Below are 24,078 nucleotides of genomic sequence, written 5' to 3'. Positions count from 1 at the left end.
TTTGGATTTGGAATTTTTAACGCCAGTCTTTTGCAGCTTGTTCGAGAACGTAAGCAGAAACATCTTGAATTTCTTGCTCATTCAGACGGTCTTTGTAAGCTGACATATTATTTTTACCATTGGTAACAATAGATATAATTGCCTCCATTGAATCCATTTTATATTTATTCAATGCTTTCTTTTTCAATGTCTTATTTCGCCTGACTATATTACCACCGTTAATGTGACAACCAGCACATTGAGTGCTAAATATTTGCTCGCCATTTGCTATATCTACGGCGCTAGCAGGCAAAATTATAGTACTTGTCAATAGCCCAAATATTACTAATACTAGTGTTAGTAGTTTTTTCACTTATGCTTCTCCTTATAAGGATTCAAAGTCAGCCGTAAATCCTGCAAAATGCGTACAGTCTTCTTGAAATGCTTCAGCATCACTAACATCTTCAATTTTATATGTCATGATGCGTGTCCCATCTGGCATCTTTTTAGAAGAAGTACAATCGCCTTGATATTTATCTGCGATCGCTTTAAATTCACTACCATAAATTTTCCAAGCATCGCCTGAACAGGTGATGTTTACTTGCCACATAATCGAGATTTATTTAATAACAACAAATACTCATCATCTCACAAATAGGCAACATAGTACATAAGCTGTTCCATATATAACTTGCATAATTAGGGCGGGCAAGATGCCCACCCCACAAGAGTTTTATTTAATTTGATTATGTAATTTAGATGTTTTTTAGCTTATCACTGACTTGATTAGGTAGGCATCAAAAAGACTGAGTTCAATGGCTGAAGTTTTCTATCTAAAGGAAGGGATTAGCTAAATAGGGCTACGTCATAATGTAAATATAGCATCATGTCTATAATTTTTTCCAAATTAGCTTAATCCCCAGAGTTGAAGATGTCTAAAAATATCAAAGAGCAAATCCAGGCTGATTTACAACAAGCTAAAGCAACTGGTCAGTTAAGAACTGAAAGAATTAGAGAAATTGTCAAAGCCGCAGTTTCTCAAGTATCTTCTGAGTTCAAAGAAGGTTCTAGCGAACTTCGTAGTCTTGTTAGAGATGTGGTTTCTGCTGTGATTGAAAACTTTCAAGAAAAAGGTAGCGAACTGAAAGAAGAAGTGACAGCTTCAATAGAAGGAGCAATAGAAGGAATTAATACAAAAAGACACGAATCTATTGCTAAAACTCAAACAGAAATGAAAAAGTTGCAGGCTCAATTAGATAACGAAGAAGCCGAACTCCAAAAAGAAGTTGACGTAATTTTAGCCGAGGTTGAAGAAACAAGTAAAGAAAAACCTGCTACTACCAAGACTGCAATTGACTCTGCTGTTGATGCGATTAAAAATAGCGAAGAAGCATCCTTACTACAAAAGCGTTACGCTCAATTACAAGCACAGTTAGCTATTGTCAGAGCAAATTTAGCAGCACGCTACGGTGGACGTGCTGATGAGGTTAAAGACTACTTAGATGAGGCTAAAAACTGGTATAGTCAAGCTCGTCCACAAGCCGAAACTATGGTTACACAAGTACAAGAAAAGCACTCACGGTTAGACCAAAAACTAGGTGAAGCAGGTACAGCCATAGCGAAAAAAGAACGGCAAGTAAAACTAATTCTCAGAGAATTGTTGCTATCAGCAGCCGACTTATTTAAAGAAAGAGAACATTCTGAGAAATAGAAATAAACATCAAAATAGTTAGGATATATATCCTAACTATTTTTATCTCACGCAGAAAAGCCAGTGCGTTGCACAAGAATTATTAATTACGAATTACGAATAGTCCTTCTTTGCGCCTCTGCGCCTCTGCGTGCAAATATAATTCCTAATCATAACAGCTAAAAGCCTCAGAATTTCTTCTGAGACTTTCGTGAACAAGAGTGTCAGCTAAAATTAAGAAATCGGTTCTTGTCTATTAAGTGCTTCCTCATACTTAGCAATTACCCAAACTGCGTGAATACTACCGGGAAGCCAGCCAAGAAGTGTGAGTAAAACGTTAATTAAAAAACTGGGGCCGATACCAACTGTGAGAAAAACGCCTAGAGGAGGCAATACCAAACCTAAAAGTAAACGAGCTAATTTCATGATTGATTCTGTTACAGTTTTGCGATTGGTCAATTACATTCTCGTGATCATACCGAATTATAAAATCCATCCATTGAATTATTTTAATTCGGGATTTTACTTAGCTAGAGGGTAATTCGTTTTGGCTTTTTACATCACCACCGCTGGTTAAAGCCAGATTTCTCTCAGCAAAGTATTTATTGATGAAGGTGCTAGAAAAAGATAGAATTACTGGCCCTATCAGAAAAGCGATAATTCCTCTAACTGAGAATCCAGGAACCAGCACTGCTGCTAACCAGAAACACAAACCGTTAATAATTAGCGAAAAGGCTCCTAATGATACAAAGTTAAGCGGTAGAGAGAGAGTAGAAAGAACTGGTTTAACTGAACCGTTAATTGCACCAATTACTAAAGCGGCAATTATAGCAGCGGGAAAGTTAGCGATATTAACACCAGGGATTACTAAATCAACAATTAGCAGACTTAAAGCTGTAGCGATCGCGGTTAAAAAGGTTCCCATCATTTTTCTTCACCTATAGAACCAAAAATTTATATTGTGCATGTCTTATTTCCATCTTTAACTAAGCGCTAAGCTTTAGCATCTTTTGCAAGATAGATTCTGCTTCTACCATTTGGTCGAGAATTTCAAGGACTTATATTTTAACGAAGCTAGGAGGCAGGGGGCCATTTTTGTAACGGGGATTTATAACCCCCCTCCAAAAACCTTTCGCCTTCAAAGGCAAGGTTTTAGACCCGATTGTTTCCATAAAATTAGGGTCATTAGTACAACTTTATGGCTCTACCGTACTTGTTATACCAAATAGACATGTTTGCAAAAGGGAACGCTTAACAAAGGAAAAAGGCAGTGTTAAGAAATTAATGTCGAAAAATTAGCGTAGTTTCCCACACATAGCAAGCTATTTGGGATTTTTTTATAGCAACTTGAGCATCATAGTACTGAAAAATCAATTTTATAAATCACAAGTATTTCTAACTCCTTCTTGAGTATGTTGACGAAATATTAACAACATGTTTTTATCCATTCCCCATTACCCCTCATCCCCACTCCCTCCGCGAGCGGGGGCCACGAGTTCCCCAGTACCCCATTTCCTTCTATTTATGTGTCGTAATCTACCAAAAAGCTGATTGCGTAGGTACGAATGTCATGGTTTAGTGAAATTAAATAACTCATATTAGGAGCCAATATGACAGAAAGCAATATTAAGCGGCAGCTAATAATTATTGGCGGTGCTGAAGATAAAGAAGGGGAATGCCATATTTTACGAGAATTTGTTCGCCGCGCTGGGGGTACAAAAGCAAATATTGTGATTATGACAGCAGCCACAGAACTGCCAAGAGAAGTAGGAGAGAATTATATCAGGGTGTTTGAACGTTTAGGGGCCGAAGATGTTCGGATTGTAGATACAGAAACCCGTGAAGATGCAACCTCATCCACTGCACTAGCTGCGATCGCCAAAGCAACTGGTGTATTCTTTACAGGAGGAGACCAGGCTCGTATTACTAGTATTCTTAAAGATACTGAAATTGATACAGCTATACACAAACGGTTTGCAGAAGGCGCAGTCATAGCAGGCACAAGCGCAGGTGCTGCGGTGATGCCAGATAATATGATTGTCGAGGGTGACTCTCAAACTAATCCTCGGATGGAAATTGTGGAAATTGGCCCTGGTATGGGTTTTTTACCAGGAGTAGTAATTGACCAACATTTTTTACAACGCGGTCGCTTAGGACGCCTAATTTCTGCTTTGGTACAACAGCCTGCTGTTTTAGGATTTGGTATTGATGAAAATACCGCGATGGCAGTTACTGATAACCAATTTGAAGTAATTGGCGAAGGTGCTATCACAGTTGTGGATGAATCAGAAGCTACATATAACAACATGGATGAAATTTTAAAAGATGAGTCGTTGGCGATTTTTGGCGCGAAGTTACATATTTTGCCCCATGGTTACAAATTTGACCTCAAGACTCGTAAGCCCATTCCCAAAAATGGCTCGGTAGCAGATGTTGCTGTACCAGTTGCCTCAGCAAACGCTTAAGTTTTCCAGTAATTATATTTGATTTGTAAAAAGTGGAAAATTCAGATTCCCGGCTTTTTAAAAAAGCGGGGTTTTTTTGCATTCTTATTTCAAACTGGTAAAAGATTAAATATTTTAATATTATTTATTGTTATTTCTTGAGGCAGAAGCTACCAATAATAATATACTAAAAAATTATCTTATTAACCAGATAGCATTTTTCAATATAAATTAATAAACAAAAGTGTAAAACCTGACACTGCCATTTGTTAACTAACTTAATTGAAAATTGCTATATCAATCACTTTAAAAAAATAAAATGACAAGTTCCATTGAATTTAAATTGTTTGCTCCTCGTAATCAGAAAGCCGCATTAATTGGTTCTTTTTTAGCAGGGAAAGAAATACCCATGCAAAAAGGTGAAGATGGTTATTTCCGAACTCAAATAGAATTGGCAGATGGCATTTATCAATATAAGTTTCGCATTCAAACTCAAAGTCCGAATTTTGCCTCTAATGAATGGATAGAGGTGATTGATCCCTACGCCACAGATGTTGATGAAGCTAAAAAACAAGGGATTGTGCGAATTAAAGATGGTAAACGAATTGTTGACGCTTATGTTTGGCGGCACGATGATCAGTCATTATCTAATAATCAGGAATTAGTAATATATGAAATGCACGTTGCCGATTTTACAGGTGATGAAACTGATCTTGAAAAACGAGGCAAATATTTAGGGATAATTGATAAGTTAGATTATCTCAGTGAACTAGGAATTAACGCAATAGAATTAATGCCTGTTAATGAATACCCTGGTAATTACAGTTGGGGTTATAAGGTTCGGCACTTTTTTGCAACAGAATCTAGTTACGGTTCAACAGCAGATTTAAAACACTTAATTGATGAGTGTCATGGTAGAGGCATTCGCGTTTTCATTGATGGAATTTATAATCATACAGATGAAGAATGCCCCTTAATGCTGATTGACCGAAATTACTGGTACTACGAACACATGCATTATCCAGAAGACCCAGCAAATTACTGGGGGCCAGAGTTTAACTACAACAATTATGATCAAAAATTAGATGTTAAGCCTGCATGGAAATATATTGGCGATGTAGTGCAATTTTGGATTAAAGAGTATCACATTGATGGAATTCGCTTTGATGCAGTGCGGCAATTGGCTAATTTTGAATTTTTCGACTGGCTAGCCAAGCAAACGAAAAACCATGCTGCACCCAAGGAGTTTTATAACATCGCCGAACACATCCCTGATACAAACACCGTAGTCAAACCAGATGGGCCATTAGATGGATGTTGGCACGAGAGTTTTCGCTACTTTATGGTGCCAATAATCAGTGGTGAAAAATTTGAATTAGATCATTTGAAGCAGATTTTAGATCCTAAACAACAAGGTTATGCGATCGCCACCAATGTGATCAACTATATCGCAACTCATGACCGCGAACGTCTGTTAAAAGAATTAGGCGATCGCTCCATATTTGACAAAGCTGCATTTGCACGCGATAAACTAGCAGCTGTCTTATTAATGACAGCAATGGGCATACCGATGTTATGGATGGGAGAAGAATTTGGCGAATACCAACCAAAAAGTGAAAGTGTCACACAGCCACAAAAAATTAACTGGTCTTTATTAGCAAACGACCAAAATCGAAATTTATTTACCTATTACAAAAAACTGATTGTCTTACGCCGACAAAACCCAGCATTACAAAGCAACAATATCGATTTTTTCTACGAAAATGCGGAGGCCAAAGTGTTAGCCTACACTCGCTGGAACAACCAAGTTTCCCATGTCGTTGTTGTTGCTAATTTCTCTGACCAAGATCTCATCAAACATGAAATTCCCAACTTTCCAGAAGTTGAGTATTGGCAAGATTGGTTTGGCAACCGTGAAATAGAAATAGGAGAAGATGATTTAGTTACAGACCTACCCAGCTACACAGCCAAGATATTTATTTCATGCTAGTGGTTTGTCCCCTAAATTCTGCAAGGTTCGTAGTCAGCACAAAGCGTGCTTTCATGTTAGAGGACTAAAGTCCTTACTAAGCTAAAAAACGTTTAAATTGCATAATCAAATTAAATCAAACTCTTGTGGGGTGGACCGAAAAGCCATTGGTGTCAAGTTAACATAGAACCGATGTCCCGCAAGGAACTGAAGTTCCTTGCTGATAGCAAAAGTCATCTGAAGATGACTAAATATCCCTCAAGATTTTGAGTCTACTTCAGTAGACTTGAGCTATTAGCCAAGAAATTTATTTCTTGGCGGGCGAGGAAGCCAACACCGAAGCTATTTCTAGCTTAAGTTGACAATTACAAATTACGAATTACGAATTACAAACGCGTTCTCTGCGGTTAGTTCTCTTTCCTTTCCAACTTCATAAACTATGCAGCATCAAACTCTCTGCAACGACTGTGCTTTTCATATTCTGATAGAAAAAATCATAGAGTGCATTCATCCTGATGAGATAGAAATTAATTGTTCTACTGTGATTTTTTGCAATTCATTCCAACCAACACAGGAAATTGACAGCCCTTGTGTATCCTTCGATTTAGACGATCATTTGATTACTCTTGATCAACAGAATTGAGTTCAGTATGCCATTCCCTCAGAATTAATCCAGACCAAAGCGTAAATCCCAGAACTGCTAATCCTGTAATCCCATCTGTACAGATAAACAAGTGCATTCTCAACGAAAATTGAGACATACTTCCATATAAATAATGTCCTAAACTACTCAAACCAGTTAAAGAATAAATAGCAAGACACATATACGCTAGCCAATATTTTCTATTCCCATACAATAAATATCCCACAATACCAACCGTTGTCATAACTATCCATGAAATATAAATTGAAGGTGGAGTAATCCAGTTTGGTTCAGGATAACTATTAATAAATAGAAAGTTATCTGTATAGTGAATACTTGTAGCGATAATACTCACAATTAACAAAAATTGCAGTAGAGATTGACGTTTAACGTTAATATTCATAATTACTCCTTTCGAGGTTAAATGCCAGTCAAAAACTTATTCGATTCAGCATCGTTGGCAATTAAATATGGTATAAACAAAGCGCGTTCTTCTGGGCTAAGCCGCCGTGGGCGCATAGTTCGCTTATCAACAAATAATCCTTTTTGTAGTCCTTCAGCAACAAGTGTTTTTTGGCTATTGTAAAAGCGAAACTGCATAATAGCAGAAGCATTTCGTAGTTCAGCTAACCAAAGTTCAAGTTGCACGCGATCGCCTAAATATAAAGGCGATTTATAAGTAATACTAGTATGAACCAAAACAGGTGCAAAACCTTGATTGAAAATCTCATGAGTTGGCAGTCCTATAGCCTCTAATAACTTAGTTCTTCCTATCTCCATCCAATGAATATAAACAGCATTATTGACATGTCCCAAAAAATCGATTTGATAAGAGTAAACTTCTAAGTCAAAGCTAATTTTTTGCATGATGTTAACTGGAAAATAAAAGTCACTCACTGGTGACAAGCAAATAAGTAAAAATCATGATCCGCGACAAACAAATAAGAAACTAAAAGTCGAACTAAAATAAGTATTGAGTTTCATCACCTATTAACTGTTTTGAATAAATTAATTGCTGAAATAAAATGACTATTACCTTCTCAGACATCTCAGATTCTTCAGAACTTGCCAAACTTCAGACCGAAATAATATCAAAACGCGATATTGGCAAGATTGTGTTTGAAATCAAGCAATTAATATCTGATAGTACCGTTGAAAAGTTAGAAAACGTGACTAATATTCTCAATTTATTTGTCACTCAACTAGGATATTTTGATATTGATAATAAATGGTTAAAAATTAATCAAGAAGAAGCAAAGAAAATTTCACTACTTGTGATGACAAAAGACTTAGCTTATCGTGGAGAAATCATGGACATAGAAGCAGCTGAGCAAATCTCCACTCAAATCTTCAACCTCTTTGCTAAAGATTGTCAGTTCTTTACAAATGCAATATTTGTCGATAATTACTCCGCTATCAGCTCATGGAATCCCGTAACTCCAGCAACATTTGATACGGGAATTATTATTCTCAGCAATACAAAAATTGGGATGCTGTGGGTAGAAGATGAAGATTAGTTAAGACGTAGAGACGCGCTGTTTGCAGCGTCTCTCTACTTTAATCGAGAGTTAATCACAATTTAATCAAACTATGAGAACTTAATAGTTATTAGTCATCAGTATATTTCAGGACTAATAATTATTCACTGAATCTAAGAGTAATTTAAGTTTATACAAAACTAAAGTTTTTACTCTTGAAAATTATTTTATAAATCAATTAATTTAATTAATAAATCTCAGCCTTAATTTTACTTTCAATACCATTTCTATTAGTATCAAGGATCTAACCTAGTTAAGTGATGTACAAATTAGCTTTTCCTTTAAAGGTATCAGCAGGAACCGCGCTGTTGTTTTTCTTTTATGTCTCCAGTGTGAATGGCGCTACAATTTCCGAAGGATTTGAGAGTGGCGTCAAAGGCAGTTATGCAGCAGCCGATGCTAACCTCAGTACAGGTGTTTGGAATTTTAATGACGCGTTGATTGGCAATCTTAGCTCTGATGCTAAGAGTGGAGTACAGTCTGCCCGCATTCGCAACAGCGGCAAATTGACTATGAAATTTGACCGTACTACGGGTGCTGGTTCCATCACTATTAAACACGCTAAGTTTGGTTCCGACGGTAACACAACTTGGGGAATGTGGTGTTCAACTAACAGCGGTTCTTCATGGGCACAAATTGGTTCTGTAATCACTACTACTTCCACAACACTGCAAACAGCAACCTTTACTCCCAATATTGCTGGCACAGTTCGCTGTGAAGTTCGTAAGACAGATGGAACTGCAAACAGAACCAACATTGATGACATCGTAATTACTGATTATGGTTCTTCTGGTTCTCCTTCCCTACCATCTGGTTCTTTACCCTTCTTTGACGATATCAACAATCCTGTATCAGGCTTAGCCTACGGTAGTCCAGCTGATGTTACACCCATACCACCAACTCTCAACAGTTTTGACACAGCCGTGAATCAGCTTTGTGGCGCACCCGGTACAGTCGTTAGTCGTAGCGGTTTCCAATCTTTAATGCAAAATAATCCTACTGTCTTGGCAAATATCAAAGCATATGTAGGAGGATTTCTAGAAACAGGTCGGACTTCTGATGCACAATTCTTAGAAGACTTAACCGATGTCTGGTTTAACGTGGAAGGTTTTGAGCATGTCTTCTGTGGCGAACCAGTTATAGGTGGTTCTATTGGCGGACTACATTTTATTGGCCGTTATATTGAACTTCAAAATCAAGGTTTAGCCGGACGGCTGAGCAATAACACTTATAGAGAAGAAGTCATTCCCGGTGCAGTCTACACAATGGGCGTAGTGATGAAGGTTGGCAACGGAACAGCTCAATCTTCTATCAAAGGTTATCCTTACACTCTCAACGCTGAAGAAATTCTATCAGTAGCAACTTTAGGTTATAAGAACAACCCCAACACCAGCACTACCAACCAAGCCTGTAATTTGAGTGTAACCGACGATGGTAAAACGTTCAAAGCCGTATTTGTCAGAAGAGAAGGTGCTATCCGTACTTTTTATCCTGATGCTACTCCCAGTGGTAATCCCAATTGTAATGGGGAGTAGGGAGTGGGGGGAAGAGATATTTTCATATCATTCACTCTATGCACAACGGACACATTGTTCAACTGGGGCGAACTCCGCACGCAAGTGTCCTCTTCTGCGCGGCAGTCGCTCATGGGGGAGACCCCAAGACCGCGCTGCCTTGCCTCTGCGCCTCTGCGTCTCTGCGTGAAAATAGAAAATTTTAATTAATAAACAGTATTTGAGATGAGCAACCAAGAAATTTAAAAACCTGCCAAAATGGCAACCACATCCTAGATAAGTCAAGTTAAATTGTAGAAGATAAACGACTTCAAGGGTGTTGTTATCAGGGTCTACCACGTAAGTTTAGCTTATTTACTAGTACTTTCTAGCGTAGGAATCATAGAACAAACAAATCTACATCTAGCCAAATAAATATTAATAATTAAGTTTGACATTTGCTGCAACAGAACTAATCAATACGTGGCGTTGTTGAAATACGAATTAGCCCCCTAAATCACAAACAACGTCTGTACAAATATTTCTGTTCACTCCAGCGGCAAATGGCAGAGTGGGAGTTGTAAAGCTAAGTGGTATGCTTCCTCCCACTCTATTTTTTTGAAATTGCATCTCATCGATACCTTTGTTCCTCAGTATTCTTGGCGTTCTGCCGCTTTGCATCTCAGGCGATTATAAAATAGAGCATAGGGCACGCAAGCAATTACAGATACCCCAAGTAAAATGTTCTGGAAGTGGTGCTTTAGATTATTAATTGGATTATTAGCGCTGTGGCTACTCTGGGATTTGAGTTCCCACTTGGGTGCAGAGATTCTCTGGTTTCAAAAAGTCGGTTATTTGCAAGTATTTTTACTGAGAGTACTCACTAAAGGTGCTTTGTGGGCAGTTGTGGTTAGTATAACTGCTGCCTATCTTCTGGGAAATTTGTGGTTAGCACAACATTTGAAGTATCCCCAGTCTTGGAAGCTTGAGCAAGTTGAAGGACTAGATAGTGAACTCAAAAGCTTTCTCAGTCCTGACTATCAGAGATTCGATGCAACTAAAACATCCGATCATCAACGCTTACAACCCTTAAAACTGCGCTGGCTATTACCATTAGCTTTAGTGTTGAGCTTATTGGTAGGCTTAATGCTAGCCCATTACAGTCAGATTGCCCTTTCTTACTGGCATTCTCCAGTTAGCAAAGCTAGCTTACCTGTGCCGATGCTGTTTCGACCAGAAATTATCGGGCAACTTAGTAAGCAAATTGTCTCTCAAGTTTGGTATCTTGGATTACTTGGGGGAATAACGATCGCTATCCTAATTTATCCCCAATTTATCCTCAGCGCGATCGCAGTTTTGTTTACTGCCATATTCGGGTTTTTATTATCCCAACATTGGGCAAAGATACTACAATATTTTCACCCCACGCTCTTTAATAACTCTGAGCCGCTATTTCGCAAAGATATCAGCTTCTACGTATTTCACCTCCCAGTCTGGGAAATACTGGAACTGTGGCTGATGGGGTTATCTTTATATGGTTTTGTGGCTGTCACCCTTACCTATCTCCTCTCGGGACACAGTTTAAGTCAGGGAATTTTCCCTGGTTTTTCGCCTAGACAGCAGCGTCATGTGTCTGGTTTGGGTGGCTGTTTAATGCTGGTGATAGCTTTGAGCTACTGGCTTAGCCGTTACGAATTGGTATATTCTACCCGTGGGGTGAGTTATGGTGCTAGCTATACCGATGTCACAACACAGTTGCCAGCTTACACAATTTTGTGCGTTCTGGCAGTGGCGATCGCATTTTATCTACTGTGGCGAACGATTTTTTGGCGATATAAGTCTCGGTATCACCGATTTGGATTTTACCTATCAGGGCTATATTTTGTCTTAGCTGTCTTGGGTGGCTGGATTTTGCCAACTGCGGTGCAATATTTAATTGTTGAACCAAATGAATTGCAACGAGAGCAACCCTACATTCAGCGGACTATTGCCTTGACTCGGCAGGCATTCGGCTTACAAGCAATCAATACTATTCCCTTCAACCCGCAAGGAACACTAACTCAAGCAGATATCAAAGCTAATGACTTAACCATTCGTAATATTCGCCTTTGGGATCAGCGGCCGCTGCTAGAAACTAACCGTCAACTGCAACAAATTCGACCCTACTATCGGTTTCCCGATGCCGATATTGATCGGTATACCCTAGAAACAGACATAACTGCAACCAGACCAGCTGCATCTCAACAGCCACCAGTATCTCAGCCAACCGAAGCAACCGAACAGCGGCAAGTACTAATTGCAGCAAGGGAATTAGACTACACTGCCGTACCACAACAAGCTCAAACTTGGGTTAACCGTCATTTAATTTATACTCATGGCTACGGGTTTACCATGAGTCCGGTGAATACAGCCGGAACAGGTGGACTACCAGAATATTTTGTCAAAGATATTAGCGGTAACAAGAGTGCCCTTAGCACATCTAGCGAAACCATTCGTAACAGCATTCCCATTGGGCAACCCCGAATTTATTATGGTGAAATTGCTAATACGTATGTCATGACAGGCACAAAAGCCAAAGAGCTAGACTATCCCAGTGGTAGTGATAATGTATACAATAGTTATGATGGACAGGGTGGTGTCTCCATTAGTTCACTGTGGCGTCGGTGGCTATTTGCTACGTATTTAAGAGACTGGCAGATGGTGTTTACACAGGACTTTACACCTCAGACAAAGGTATTATTTCGACGGAACATTAACCAAAGAATTCGCGCGATCGCACCTTTTTTAAAATTTGACAGCGACCCTTATCTAGTTGTTGCTAATACCAATACCAGCAATGATCACAATCAAAATTATCTTTACTGGATTATCGATGCTTACACAACCAGCGATCGCTATCCTTATTCAGATACAGATAGGGATAACATCAACTACATTCGTAATTCCGTTAAAGTAGTAGTTGATGCTTACCATGGAACAGTAAAATTTTATACCACTGATACAAGCGATCCGCTAATTACTACCTGGTCAGCAATATTTCCCAAGATGTTCCAACCGCTGAGTACCATGCCTGCAACCCTCCGTAGTCATGTGCGTTACCCAACGGACTTTTTTAGAATTCAATCTGAGCGGTTGATGACATATCACATGACCGATCCCCAGGTATTTTACAACCGGGAAGACCAGTGGCAAATCCCCAATGAAATTTATGGTAGCGAAGCCCGACCAGTAGAACCTTATTATTTGATTACCAGTTTGCCTACTGTTCCCTTTGAAGAATTTATCTTGCTTTTGCCTTACACCCCTAAACAAAGGACTAATTTAATAGCTTGGTTAGCAGCGCGATCGGATGGTGAAAACTACGGTAAGTTATTGTTGTATGTCTTTCCTAAAGAGCGTCTAGTTTACGGCACAGAACAAATCGAAGCCCGAATCAACCAAGACCCGGTAATTTCCCAACAAATTTCCTTGTGGAATCGTCAAGGATCGAGAGCCATTCAAGGTAATCTATTAGTAATTCCAATTGAGCAATCGCTGCTGTACGTCGAGCCAATTTATTTAGAAGCAACACAGAATAGCTTACCAACTCTGGTGCGGGTGGTAGTAGCTTATGAAAACCGCATTGTCATGACACAGACCTTAGAGCAAGCACTACAGGCAATCTTTCAACCACAAGTCACACCAGCCCCTGCCATTATCCGTCCCTTTGAGCAAGCAAGTCCACCTAGTCAATAGTCATTGAAGAAGACGCAAAGACGCGTTCCATCACAGGCTGTATTTCATATCAAGTTCGCGTAATTACTTATTATTAAAATTTCTCCCTGTCCCCGTGTCCCCGCGTCCCCGCGTCCCCGTGTCCCCGCGTCCCCGCGTCAGCCCTAACGATAAGTCTTCAGACGAACATGATATCACTCATGCCCTTGGCGACAAAAACTACTCTAAAAACTTTTGAGGAATCCTCCGGAATCGCTCAAACTACTGTGGTATTCATATTTAGAGTCTATACTTAACACTTATAACTAATCTTTGGGGAATACACCCCATCCTTATTGCTCAAAAACCCGGTCACTAAGACTGGGTTTTTGATGTTTGTATTACAAAGTCCAATAGAGTTTGTTGTCCGACGATAACTAGAAACACAGAGCAAAATTCTTACTGGGCTATAATAACCCCAAAAAAACAAACTGATAAACCTGCTGCTGAGAGGTTTTTACGTGCTTTTTCTAACCTCACTTTGACGATTATAGAAGTCCGTGGTCAGCATTTTGGTTATGTTCCTCCTTTAAACCCTCTACAGCAGGAAATCATTAGTTTACTTGGACTTTCACCTGATATTTATAGCAATCTTGTGGATAATTCCTCGTAAGTCAAATTCTATTACGCGAACGGTGAGTCTGGTATCCCCTAATTCAGTTGTTTTTAGTTCTTGTGTAATCCATTGTTCCATTTGCTGAGTTTGGTCTGCTTCCAGGTCTTGCTAGATAAAAAACACAATTTCTGCCTTTTGTCAACTTTTCTGTAACCAAAGATGTTTATAATGCATAGGTGAGGCAGGGGGACTTACGGCGATTCAGTTAATATTTTCCAAATGACGCCTAATGTGAATTAGTAATTATGGGGTCAACCAGTAGGTGTTTTTCAAACAAAATAAAATTTTGTGCCTGAAAAGCTTATCCTCTCCAGCTTTGAATCCTCTTTGAGTGTTTTGGAGGTTGACACCACACCCTCAAATCCTTATCACAATTGCTTTTGAGGTGATTTATTATTCTTGCGCTCTTGACAGCCAAACGTCTGAAAAGGTATCTTAGCTACAGGTTGCCACTTTTGAACCTTGAAAACCAAATATACCAAGGCTCGCAGACCCCGGCCGTTTTAATTTACCTAAATCCCTATTAGGGATTGAAACGTACGGTTATTGATGATTGTTGATTGTTGAACGCCAGGTTTTAATTTACCTAAATCCCTATTAGGGATTGAAACTATTCGATTGCCGATGTTGTATGCGATCGCCTGGGTTTTAATTTACCTAAATCCCTATTAGGGATTGAAACTGCTAAAACGCCATATGCCGATTGTGGTGTATCGCCATACAAGTTTTAATTTACCTAAATCCCTATTAGGGATTGAAACAATGCTGCCAATTGTTGAGGCGATTGCATCTTAGTTGTTTTAATTTACCTAAATCCCTATTAGGGATTGAAACCACGAGCAAATTCACTTTGGGAGCGATCGCCCTTCGCCCGAGTTTTAATTTACCTAAATCCCTATTAGGGATTGAAACCGATCAACACGACCTTTACCTGACCGGATTTTAGTTTTAATTTACCTAAATCCCTATTAGGGATTGAAACCTAGCACTGAGATAGAGTACTAATTGCTGCGTAGAGAGTTTTAATTTACCTAAATCCCTATTAGGGATTGAAACCTGCTCAGTCGCATTTACCCGTTTGAAGCGTTTCTGTTTTAATTTACCTAAATCCCTATTAGGGATTGAAACAAGTTTATCGCAAGCAGATAATCCAATCAGCAAGTTTTAATTTACCTAAATCCCTATTAGGGATTGAAACGCCTATTTAGGGATATGCAACCGGATGAAATCAGAAGTTTTAATTTACCTAAATCCCTATTAGGGATTGAAACTTTGATGACTAGTTTATTGAATACCGATCTATCACGTTTTAATTTACCTAAATCCCTATTAGGGATTGAAACAAAATAATTGTTTTCAAATCCAAACTTTGTTGTCAAAGTTTTAATTTACCTAAATCCCTATTAGGGATTGAAACCTGGAAAGTTGGCAATCAGATTCAGAGTCAAAGTTTTAATTTACCTAAATCCCTATTAGGGATTGAAACAGTTCTTATGGAAACAGTGGAGCGGAAAATCCGGGAGTTTTAATTTACCTAAATCCCTATTAGGGATTGAAACTGATACTACTGGGAAGGTTAGTACTTCATATGTCTTGGAGGTTTTAATTTACCTAAATCCCTATTAGGGATTGAAACTAGTCTCCCTTGACTTTTGACAAGTCCGACTTGTTTTAATTTACCTAAATCCCTATTAGGGATTGAAACAAGTCTTCTTGTTCTCCGTATATCGAACTGTTAGTTTTAATTTACCTAAATCCCTATTAGGGATTGAAACAAATGAGGGATTGTTGATGGCATTTAAGAAGGTCGCGTTTTAATTTACCTAAATCCCTATTAGGGATTGAAACAGGCGATCGCACTGTAACTTCAGGCTCAACAACTTGTTTTAATTTACCTAAATCCCTATTAGGGATTGAAACTTATCTATAGCAGACTTATCTGCTACATTTTCAGATGTTTTAATTTACCTAAATCCCTATTAGGGATTGAAACGCACAAGTTTAGAGACGCGATCGCAACTGGGATAATGTTTTAATTTACCTAAATCCCTATTAGGGATTGAAACTTAATATTCTACATGACTCTATAGTATGAAGAATGTTTTAATTTACCTAAATCCCTATTAGGGATTGAAACGTTGGCCAACTGTGGCCAACAAAGCGCGGACTAAAGTTTTAATTTACCTAAATCCCTATTAGGGATTGAAACATTGGCGATCGCATTCAAATCCTCAAAGGCAAGCACGAGTTTTAATTTACCTAAATCCCTATTAGGGATTGAAACCTACTACTACTGTAGATGCAGATTGCAGATATAGCGTTTTAATTTACCTAAATCCCTATTAGGGATTGAAACTTCAGGTAAGGCAAATCGAAAACGGTGATTGGGTTTTGGTTTTAATTTACCTAAATCCCTATTAGGGATTGAAACGGGGAGACAGCGCTGTGGGCGGGCTTCCCGCAAAGCGTTTTAATTTACCTAAATCCCTATTAGGGATTGAAACAATACCGTTTTGCCCATCTCTCCCAGGAGCGCCATTTAAGCCAGGTTTTAATTAACCCAAATCCCTATTAGAGGATGTTTGAAAAGTTTCGGGCGAATATAATTCGCTACTACACAAGCGAAGTCCACCTCCTTTGGAAAACACGGAAAATCGAGTTCTTGAAACCCACGGAGGTGGGTTTTGTCTGTATAGTCGCGATTTCTAATCGCCTATTTTAGTATTAATTTAGACTTTTCAAACAACCTATTAGGGATTGAAACTATTCTGAAGAAATTCACGAGGCAATCGACTCTTTCAGATTGCTCTTTTCACCGTTCTCTGTTCCCTCTTAACAGAGTGTTTGTTTAGCATAACAAGTACGATATAGCCGTTTTTAATTCACATCAGACGTAAATAATGGCTTTTTGGAGCAAGCCTTTTTCTGTAGCTGAACTGCTACCTCTTGACATACTCACCGACCTAAAGGCGCGGGGAAACACTTGACACTTCAATGACTGACGCTACCGAAATAGTCTTACTCTGTCTCTGTGTCCGTTTAGAGTCGTGGCAATGCCCTATCCCGACTTTCTTTATATTTTTTGCAGCGTTCTCATCTCGATCGTGTTCGCTGCCACAGTTTAAGCATTGAACTTTTCGGACTTTTAAATCAAGCTTGCCCCACCGATAACCGCACTCCGAGCAAGTCTGGCTAGTGGGTTCCCATCGACTGATAACGCGAAAATCTCTCCCTAGCTTGACTGACTTAGCTTCACAAAGCGTTCTAAACTCTCGCCATCCCTGCAAACTAATAGCGCGTGATAATTTGCGGTTTTTAACCATTCCTGAAATATTTAAATCTTCCAAAACAATAGCTTGGTTTTCGCTCACCACTTTGGTTGATAGCTTGTGTAGAAAGTCTTTTCTTGTGTCTGCTATTCGGTTATGAAGTTTAGCTGTTTGAATTCTAGTTTTGTTCCTGCGTTTTGAGTCTTTAGATTGCCGTGCTAGTTTACGTTGTTTGCGGCGTATTTTCTTATCCAGCTTTGAATAATTGGGGCTGATAGCTTTGTCGCCGTTGCTCATTACAGCAAAAGTCTCGATTCCTAAATCAATACCAATACTTTGGTTTTTAGCATCAACTTGAACGGGTTCAACTTCTACCACAAAGCTTAAAAAATAGCGATTAGCGCAATCTTTGATTACCGTTACAGAACTAGGCGCTGACGGTAACTTGATCGAATATCCGCCAAAGTTGTCTATCTCTCAAATAGTTAATGCATTAAAAGGCGTTTCTAGTCGCAGATATGGGCAGATGGGATATAAAAAACCCCACAAAGAAGCCTTGTGGAGTCCAAGTTATTTTGCGATTTCTGTAGGGGGTGCGCCGCTAGAAGTCTTAAAGGAGTATATCAAAAATCAAGAAAAGCCGTCCTAGAAGGATGGGGCTTGTATCCCATTAATTCTGGTCAATAACTTCCGTCGCAGCAAATCCAACGCAGCGTTCGCACTCACATGACGAATTAAAGCACGTCCCCGCATCACACCAAAGCGATACTCAAAACTTTCTACCTCATCTTTTGGCCCCGCTAAACCGATGTAAACTAAACCAACTGGCTTAGTATCAGTACCGCCGGTTGGGCCAGCAATTCCAGTGATACTCAATCCCCAAGTAGTTGCGAGTCGGGTTTTTACTCCCAGTGCCATTTGTTGAGCCACAGTAGCACTTACTGCCCCAAATTGATTTAAATCTTCTGCATTTACTCCCAACAACCCAACTTTCACAGAATTGTCATACGAAATTACCCCACCCCAAAAGTAATCTGAGCTACCAGAAATCTCAGTCAACATTTGTCCCAAACCACCACCAGTACAAGATTCTGCTACCGATAAAGTTTCCTGTGATGCTCGCAACAATTGACCAACTACAGAGGCGAGAGTGTCATCATTAGCACCATAATAATCAAGTCCAGCAATTTCTTGAATTTGTTTTTCAATCGGTGCAATTAAAGCCTCCGCTGCCGTTTGCGAAGTTGCTTTCGCAGAAACTCGCAGTCTCACTTCTCCCTTACCTGCATAAGGCGCTACCGTGGGGTTAGGCAACTTCAAATAAGAAGCAACTTTTTCCGCTAAAGCAGATTCACCAATACCCCAAAACTTTAAACTCCGACTGTATATAATTTCCTTACCCCAGCCTTGATTTTTAAGAAAAGGTACAGCTGTTTCTTGCCACATCTGATACATCTCACTGGGAATACCAGGAAAGGTGAAAATCGTTATCCCAGGATGGGGTTCCCAGATGATACCAGGTGCTGTACCTGTGGGGTTGGGTAAAATTTCTGCACCTCGAGGAATCAAGGCTTGCTTGCGGTTGCTGGGGGTCATCACCCGACCCCGTTGGGCGAACTTCTGAGTTATGTCTTCAATGATTTCCGGCCGTTCTACCAAGGGAACGCTAAAAAAATCGGCGATGGTTTCACAGGTGAGATCATCGGGTGTAGGGCCAAGACCACCAGTAAAAATGAGAATTTGCGCCCTGGAAATAGCAATTTCGATAATTTGCTTTAACCGTTCTGGGTTATCCCCAACTACAGTTTGATAGTAATGGGGAATACCTAGCTGAGCTAATTGTTGAGCTATAAATTGAGCATTACTGTTGAGGATATCTCCTAGCAACAATTCAGTACCAACACAAATAATTTCTGCACTCATTTGATTAAGGATTTCCGATACCCAATACTTAAGGTTGTCGAGATACTTTCCAGACTCGCCAAACTGCATAACTGAGTAGCGAAGTCGCACCACAGGCGTAAGTAATACCGCTAGGTATACCAGCAATAGCTAACGCCAAACTCCCTACCCACAGGGTTAGAGAGTAAATGAACAAAACCGTCCAGCGATGGGATAAACCAGCGTTGAGCAGTCGGTGATGGAGATGTCGCTTATCTGCTACCCATGGCGATTTACCACGGCGGAGTCGCGCTAAAATGACAGCTGACATATCCACGATTGGCACTGCCAAAATTAGATAAGGTAATAACACAGCAGTGAAAGCAGGGATTTTGACTAGACCAATTACACCCACAGCAGCTAGAGTAAATCCCATAAAATAAGCTCCGCCATCTCCCATAAAGATTTGCGCGGGGTTGAAATTATAACGGAGGAATCCCAATGACGCACCAGCTAGGGCTGCGGCAATTAAAGCTGCTGCTGGTTGTCGCATAAATAATGAAACAACCAACATCACGACGGCGGCAATTCCAGAAACACCGGCGGCTAGGCCATCTAAACCATCAATCCAGTTAATGGCATTGACCATTCCTACTAACCAAATGACTGTAATGGGCAAACTCAGCCAGTCAAGGTTAACTATTCCGACTGTGGGAATACTCACAAAATCTATACTTACCCCTGCTTTCCAAGCACCAGCTGCCACAATAATTTGCATTAGCAAACGTGTTAGGGGTGATAAGTTTAATAAATCATCTGCTAAACCAATCAAAAAAAAGCCAAGACCGCCTAAAGTGACCCCCCAAATTTGCCATTCTTTTTCCGGCGGTAGATTTCCAAAGGCACCTAACCACCAGACAATAAGTAGCGAGATAATAGTACCTGCGAAGATAGAAACTCCTCCCAAGCGTACCATTGGACGTTGATGGACTTTGCGATCGCCCGGTTGGTCTACGCGTCCACTTTTTATACCGATTTTTTTAATATCAGGGGTAGTCCAGAGAACGACTACTGCGGCAACAAGAAAAGCAATCAGATGATAGATCTGAGGAAGCATTTGGATCTTTAAATAAGTAGTTGTTCAGACTAAACTCTGCCAAGGGATGTATTTACCTTATATCTACTACATTTCAAACACTTATCAGCATAGGAATGGGGAATGGGGAATGGGGAATTGTGATTAATTATTCTCCGCGTCCCCGCGTCCCCGCGTCCCCGCGTCTCCCTCATCTCCCTCATCTCCCTCATCCCTAGTCCCTACGCCAAGGCTGGTACGGGAATTTCCAAATGAGGGTATAGCGGGAAGCGATCGCATAATGTCGCTACCCGTTGCCGACAATCTTGAGCAACTACATCTGAATCTGGAGACAGTAGGCGATCGGCAATAATGTTACCGATTTCGGTAAATTCTGCTACTCCCAACCCCCTTGTAGTCATCGCTGGAGAACCCAATCTCAAACCACTAGTTACAAATGGTGACTCTGGATCGAAGGGAACTGTATTCTTGTTAGCGGTAATATTTACACCACTAACCAGCTGATCTGCTTGCTTACCTGTCAATCCAATACTACGCAAATCTACTAAGATTAAATGATTATCTGTGCCATTAGACACTATTTTTAAATTTCTGTTTTGGAGTTGACTAGCTAGAGCGTGAGCATTATCAATCACTTGAGCCGAATATGCTTTAAATTCTGGTTTTAAAGCCTCTCCAAAGGCTACTGCTTTCGCAGCAATCACATGTTCTAATGGCCCACCCTGAGTACCAGGAAAGACGGCTTTATCTAGCTTTTTACCAAGTTCTGCATCGCGAGTTAAGATTAAACCGCCTCTGGGGCCGCGCAGAGTTTTATGTGTAGTCGTGGTGACAACATCACAGTAAGGAATCGGATTAGGATGAAAACCAGTAGCCACTAAACCAGCAATGTGGGCAATATCCGCCAGTAAGTAAGCACCAACTTCATCGGCGATGCTGCGGAACTTTTCAAAGTCAATTACACGAGAATAAGCCGAATAACCGCAAATCAGCAGCTTAGGACGCTCCCTCAGCGCCAGCTCCCGAATTTGGTCATAATCTAGTTGTTCTGTTTGCTGGCTAACGCCGTAGTGACGAACTTGGAACCATTTACCTGAGACATTCACTGGCGAACCGTGGGTGAGATGTCCCCCGTGAGACAAATCCATTCCCATAATTGTGTCTCCCGGTTGCAGCAGCGTCAGAAATACTGCAAAATTCGCCTGTGCGCCAGAATGGGGTTGTACATTTGCATGAGCTGCGCCAAACAAGCTTTTAGCTCGGTCTATAGCTAACTGTTCGATTTTGTCAATCAACTCACAACCGCCATAGTAGCGTTTACCAGGCAATCCTTCGGCATATTTATTCGTTAATACAGAACCTTGAGCTGCTAGTACAGCAGCAGAAGTAAAATTTTCACTAGCGATCAACTCTAGGTGATCGCGTTGACGCTGTAGTTCTTGGTTAATTAAATCCGCGATCGCAGCATCGCCAGAAGCCAAAAAATCTGAGTTAGTCCTAGTCACTGCAACTATCCTTGTAATAATTTACACAATTGTTGATTTTGGTTAAACGCACCACCCAATTAACAGTCCACAATCAAGGGCTGATGATTTCACGTTTTGAGTGGTGACTATTGACATTGGTTTATACTGACCTAATTTATTATTAGGTGCAAGCCTAGTGAATGCATCAATTTTTATAAAGCTTTTTGCCAGACATTAAACTTAAATACTCTCCATCCCTAACTTAACAGGTTTAATAAATACAATTGCCTATTCCTACTAAACACTACTTTAAGAATTTAAGTATTATTTTTTACTACACAACTTTAGAAACAGCATACACAACATACAATAAATTTAGGTTCTATTGGCGATTTTGTTGTGATCCATATTTTCGCCAAAAAGAGTGCTAGAGGTTACTCTTAGGTGTGATTTACCATCACAAATCATAACAGCTGACAACGCGCAGCCAACACATACCTTTCAAGCCACTCTTAAAACCACCATAAAGTGTGTCCTCCTCCTGAGTGAAATGTAGGAAAAGATGAGGATTTATTGGGAGGGATTTCGATGTTAATCATTTTAATGGACGATCAAATCATTGCCCCTGAGCAAGTTTGCCAGTCCTGTTTATTGGCTAATGGCAATGGTCAACCCCGGTGGCGTGGAGGTCAACTGCGTTGTGGTCAAGCCATTCGCAAACTCACTGAACAACAGCCAGACCAGTATGAATGTGTCATGGGTTTCCGCATCGCGTATATAGAATAATTTGAATTTGCCAGTAACAGAAGACAACTGCGTTATCCTAAGCTCAAGTAGCTGTTGAAATTTAATTACAGGAGAACGCACAATGACTTGGCGCGGGTCTACAACGGTTTCCGACCGAATTTTTGCTTGTTTACCTTATTTGCTCCCCTTGATTGATAGTTTGGTTTTTGGTAGCTTTTTGTTAAGCCAATTTCCAGCACTACAAGTGCTAATTTTACCGTTACAACCAGTGCTGGTAGTTTACGCTAGCTTAGGGCAAATTGGTCAACTAATCGTTTTCTTTGCTTTATTTCTATTGGTGGTGAGAAACGAAAAAATCAATCACTTTATTCGTTTCAACACTATGCAGGCAATTCTATTGGATATTGTTATATTTTTGTGTTCCATATTACTGCGAATTTTGACCCCGGTTCCTGGCGCTGGCTTTGCAATAGAAACACTAGCCAGTACCATCTTTTTGGGTATAGTGGCAGCGGTTGTCTATTCTGTTGTCCAGTCTTTAATTGGGCGTTACGCAGAAATTCCGGCGATTTCTGATGCTGTGTATATGCAAGTACGCTAATTGATGGAATTGCTTAACGGCCTACCACTGTGTTTTCTAGGCGACCAATACCTTCAATTTCTATACGGACGCGATCGCCTAAGCGTAAAGCACTTACCCCAAATGGTGTACCCGTTAGCACTAGATCCCCTGGCAGTAGCGTCATCACCTGACTAATATATGACACCAGAAAATCCGGCGGAAACACCATCTGATCAACACCAGCAGACTGTACAGGATTGGGGTCGTCATTTAAGAAAGTCTGTAATCTGGCTCCAGGACTTAATTCTCGCACAATCCAAGGGCCCACAGGACAGAACGTATCAAAACCTTTAGCTCGCGTCCATTGACCATCTCGTTTTTGTAAATCCCTTGCTGTCACATCATTGGCGATAGTATAGCCCCAAATTTTAGTTTGGGCTTCTTCTGGCGTACAGTCAAAGGTGCGATCGCCAATCACCAGTGCTAACTCTCCCTCATAGTCTACCCGTTGCGATTGCGGCGGATATTTAATCTCTGTTTCAGAAGGAATAATCGACGTAGGCGGCTTGAGAAAGATTAATGGTTCAGGAGGTACAGCAGTTTCCATTTCTGCTGCATGTTCAGCATAATTCTTCCCCACTGCCACAATTTTAGAAGGAGCGCAGGGTGCCAGAATTTGATAATTTTCCGGCGTTAAAATTAATTCTGTGGGTTGACCTTGCAACCAAGGCGGAGCATCTAACACCTGCACGCTGAGGGATAGCTGTAGTAACCCATAGTAAATCTGTCCTTGTTGATTTTGAACTCGCACATAGCGCTGCGCCATAACCTTGATAAGTATCCTCTTGTCTGCGATTAAAAGCTGTGAGCGGAAGCAACCCTCGGTTAGCTGTTGAAGAAATCGGTTAAGCTTTGAGCAAAACAGAGATTTC

Annotated in this window: 21 protein-coding genes, 2 pseudogenes and 1 CRISPR repeat array; of the genes and pseudogenes, 11 read left to right on the top strand and 12 right to left on the bottom strand. The window is 40.2% G+C overall.

Annotated elements, in window-relative coordinates; genetic code table 11:
- Positions 1-16 precede the first annotated feature (16 nt).
- On the bottom strand, positions 17-352 hold the full coding sequence (petJ, locus tag AC5JMF_RS08080) for a cytochrome c6 PetJ (protein WP_495795182.1): 336 nt from the start codon (positions 350-352) through the stop codon (positions 17-19).
- Between the two features lie 12 nt (positions 353-364).
- The gene (locus AC5JMF_RS08075; protein ID WP_495795181.1) at positions 365-589 is read right to left on the bottom strand and encodes a hypothetical protein; all 225 of its coding nucleotides are present in this window, start codon (positions 587-589) and stop codon (positions 365-367) included.
- Positions 590-910: 321 nt separating this feature from the next.
- Between AC5JMF_RS08075 and AC5JMF_RS08070 the strand changes: the two genes are divergently transcribed.
- Positions 911-1,690: a histidine kinase gene (locus AC5JMF_RS08070; RefSeq protein ID WP_495795180.1), complete on the top strand. Its 780-nt coding sequence runs from the start codon at positions 911-913 to the stop codon at positions 1,688-1,690.
- Between the two features lie 213 nt (positions 1,691-1,903).
- On the opposite strand, the gene AC5JMF_RS08065 is transcribed toward AC5JMF_RS08070, so the two are convergent.
- Both AC5JMF_RS08065 and AC5JMF_RS08060 read right to left on the bottom strand, forming a co-directional pair.
- The gene (locus AC5JMF_RS08065) at positions 1,904-2,095 is read right to left on the bottom strand and encodes a YqaE/Pmp3 family membrane protein (RefSeq protein ID WP_495795179.1); all 192 of its coding nucleotides are present in this window, start codon (positions 2,093-2,095) and stop codon (positions 1,904-1,906) included.
- A gap of 100 nt (positions 2,096-2,195) precedes the next feature.
- On the bottom strand, positions 2,196-2,597 hold the full coding sequence (locus AC5JMF_RS08060) for a phage holin family protein (protein ID WP_495795178.1): 402 nt from the start codon (positions 2,595-2,597) through the stop codon (positions 2,196-2,198).
- A 682-nt stretch (positions 2,598-3,279) separates the two neighbouring features.
- Between AC5JMF_RS08060 and AC5JMF_RS08055 the strand changes: the two genes are divergently transcribed.
- From AC5JMF_RS08055 to AC5JMF_RS08045, 3 genes are all read left to right on the top strand, one after another.
- Entirely contained in the window at positions 3,280-4,134 is an 855-nt protein-coding gene (locus AC5JMF_RS08055) for a cyanophycinase (protein ID WP_495795177.1), read from the top strand.
- Between the two features lie 298 nt (positions 4,135-4,432).
- A complete protein-coding gene (locus AC5JMF_RS08050; RefSeq protein WP_495795176.1) occupies positions 4,433-6,103 on the top strand; it encodes an alpha-amylase family glycosyl hydrolase in 1,671 nt (556 codons plus the stop codon).
- Between the two features lie 418 nt (positions 6,104-6,521).
- The gene (locus AC5JMF_RS08045) at positions 6,522-6,725 is read left to right on the top strand and encodes a hypothetical protein (RefSeq protein WP_495795175.1); all 204 of its coding nucleotides are present in this window, start codon (positions 6,522-6,524) and stop codon (positions 6,723-6,725) included.
- Here AC5JMF_RS08045 and AC5JMF_RS08040 read toward each other — a convergent pair.
- Together AC5JMF_RS08040 and AC5JMF_RS08035 are read right to left on the bottom strand one after the other, a co-directional pair.
- Positions 6,703-7,128, bottom strand: a complete 426-nt coding sequence (locus AC5JMF_RS08040; protein ID WP_495795174.1) for a hypothetical protein — start codon at positions 7,126-7,128, stop codon at positions 6,703-6,705. The two genes, AC5JMF_RS08045 and AC5JMF_RS08040, sit on opposite strands and share 23 nt — an antisense overlap.
- Before the next feature lie 17 nt (positions 7,129-7,145).
- Positions 7,146-7,592 carry an acyl-CoA thioesterase gene (locus AC5JMF_RS08035; protein WP_495795173.1) on the bottom strand — a complete coding sequence of 149 codons (447 nt, stop codon included), beginning with the start codon at positions 7,590-7,592 and terminating at the stop codon, positions 7,146-7,148.
- Between the two features lie 158 nt (positions 7,593-7,750).
- On the opposite strand from AC5JMF_RS08035, the gene AC5JMF_RS08030 reads away from it, so the two are divergent.
- From AC5JMF_RS08030 to AC5JMF_RS08015, 4 genes and pseudogenes are all read left to right on the top strand, one after another.
- Complete coding sequence (locus AC5JMF_RS08030) at positions 7,751-8,242, top strand: hypothetical protein (RefSeq protein ID WP_495795172.1); 492 nt, start codon at positions 7,751-7,753, stop codon at positions 8,240-8,242.
- Positions 8,243-8,523: 281 nt separating this feature from the next.
- Entirely contained in the window at positions 8,524-9,798 is a 1,275-nt protein-coding gene (locus AC5JMF_RS08025) for an EndoU domain-containing protein (protein WP_495795196.1), read from the top strand.
- A 699-nt stretch (positions 9,799-10,497) separates the two neighbouring features.
- Positions 10,498-13,491, top strand: coding sequence for a UPF0182 family protein (locus tag AC5JMF_RS08020; protein ID WP_495795171.1), 2,994 nt, complete (start codon positions 10,498-10,500; stop codon positions 13,489-13,491).
- A 436-nt stretch (positions 13,492-13,927) separates the two neighbouring features.
- Positions 13,928-14,122: pseudogene (locus tag AC5JMF_RS08015) on the top strand (IS1634 family transposase); the annotation flags it as partial.
- Here the strand turns inward: AC5JMF_RS08015 and AC5JMF_RS08010 are convergent.
- Together AC5JMF_RS08010 and AC5JMF_RS08005 are read right to left on the bottom strand one after the other, a co-directional pair.
- On the bottom strand, positions 14,081-14,203 hold the full coding sequence (locus AC5JMF_RS08010) for a transposase DNA-binding-containing protein (RefSeq protein WP_495795170.1): 123 nt from the start codon (positions 14,201-14,203) through the stop codon (positions 14,081-14,083). The pseudogene AC5JMF_RS08015 and the gene AC5JMF_RS08010 sit on opposite strands and share 42 nt — an antisense overlap.
- 422 nt (positions 14,204-14,625) lie before the next feature.
- Positions 14,626-16,629: a CRISPR direct-repeat array (repeat unit 37 nt; unit sequence GTTTTAATTTACCTAAATCCCTATTAGGGATTGAAAC).
- Positions 16,630-17,088: 459 nt separating this feature from the next.
- On the bottom strand, positions 17,089-17,772 hold the full coding sequence (locus AC5JMF_RS08005; RefSeq protein WP_495795169.1) for an RNA-guided endonuclease InsQ/TnpB family protein: 684 nt from the start codon (positions 17,770-17,772) through the stop codon (positions 17,089-17,091).
- A 67-nt stretch (positions 17,773-17,839) separates the two neighbouring features.
- Between AC5JMF_RS08005 and tnpA the strand changes: the two are divergent.
- Positions 17,840-18,043: pseudogene (tnpA, locus tag AC5JMF_RS08000) on the top strand (IS200/IS605 family transposase); the annotation flags it as partial.
- Here the strand turns inward: tnpA and AC5JMF_RS07995 are convergent.
- From AC5JMF_RS07995 to glyA, 3 genes are all read right to left on the bottom strand, one after another.
- The gene (locus AC5JMF_RS07995; protein ID WP_495795195.1) at positions 18,040-19,317 is read right to left on the bottom strand and encodes a competence/damage-inducible protein A; all 1,278 of its coding nucleotides are present in this window, start codon (positions 19,315-19,317) and stop codon (positions 18,040-18,042) included. The pseudogene tnpA and the gene AC5JMF_RS07995 overlap by 4 nt on opposite strands.
- Positions 19,318-19,345: 28 nt before the next feature.
- Entirely contained in the window at positions 19,346-20,392 is a 1,047-nt protein-coding gene (locus AC5JMF_RS07990; RefSeq protein ID WP_495795168.1) for a glycosyltransferase family 4 protein, read from the bottom strand.
- 200 nt (positions 20,393-20,592) lie between these two features.
- Positions 20,593-21,876: a serine hydroxymethyltransferase gene (gene glyA, locus AC5JMF_RS07985; RefSeq protein WP_495795167.1), complete on the bottom strand. Its 1,284-nt coding sequence runs from the start codon at positions 21,874-21,876 to the stop codon at positions 20,593-20,595.
- A gap of 549 nt (positions 21,877-22,425) precedes the next feature.
- Between glyA and AC5JMF_RS07980 the strand changes: the two genes are divergently transcribed.
- Both AC5JMF_RS07980 and AC5JMF_RS07975 read left to right on the top strand, forming a co-directional pair.
- Positions 22,426-22,623, top strand: a complete 198-nt coding sequence (locus AC5JMF_RS07980; protein WP_495795166.1) for a hypothetical protein — start codon at positions 22,426-22,428, stop codon at positions 22,621-22,623.
- Positions 22,624-22,705: 82 nt separating this feature from the next.
- Positions 22,706-23,185 carry a Tic20 family protein gene (locus AC5JMF_RS07975; RefSeq protein ID WP_495795165.1) on the top strand — a complete coding sequence of 160 codons (480 nt, stop codon included), beginning with the start codon at positions 22,706-22,708 and terminating at the stop codon, positions 23,183-23,185.
- Between the two features lie 13 nt (positions 23,186-23,198).
- Here the strand turns inward: AC5JMF_RS07975 and AC5JMF_RS07970 are convergent, their stop codons facing one another.
- The gene (locus AC5JMF_RS07970; RefSeq protein WP_495795164.1) at positions 23,199-23,972 is read right to left on the bottom strand and encodes a fumarylacetoacetate hydrolase family protein; all 774 of its coding nucleotides are present in this window, start codon (positions 23,970-23,972) and stop codon (positions 23,199-23,201) included.
- Between the last annotated feature and the right edge of the window lie 106 nt (positions 23,973-24,078).

The organism is Desmonostoc vinosum, from assembly GCF_059505385.1.
Note: the sequence above shows the minus strand (reverse complement) of the source record. Positions and strands in the feature narration are given on the sequence as shown.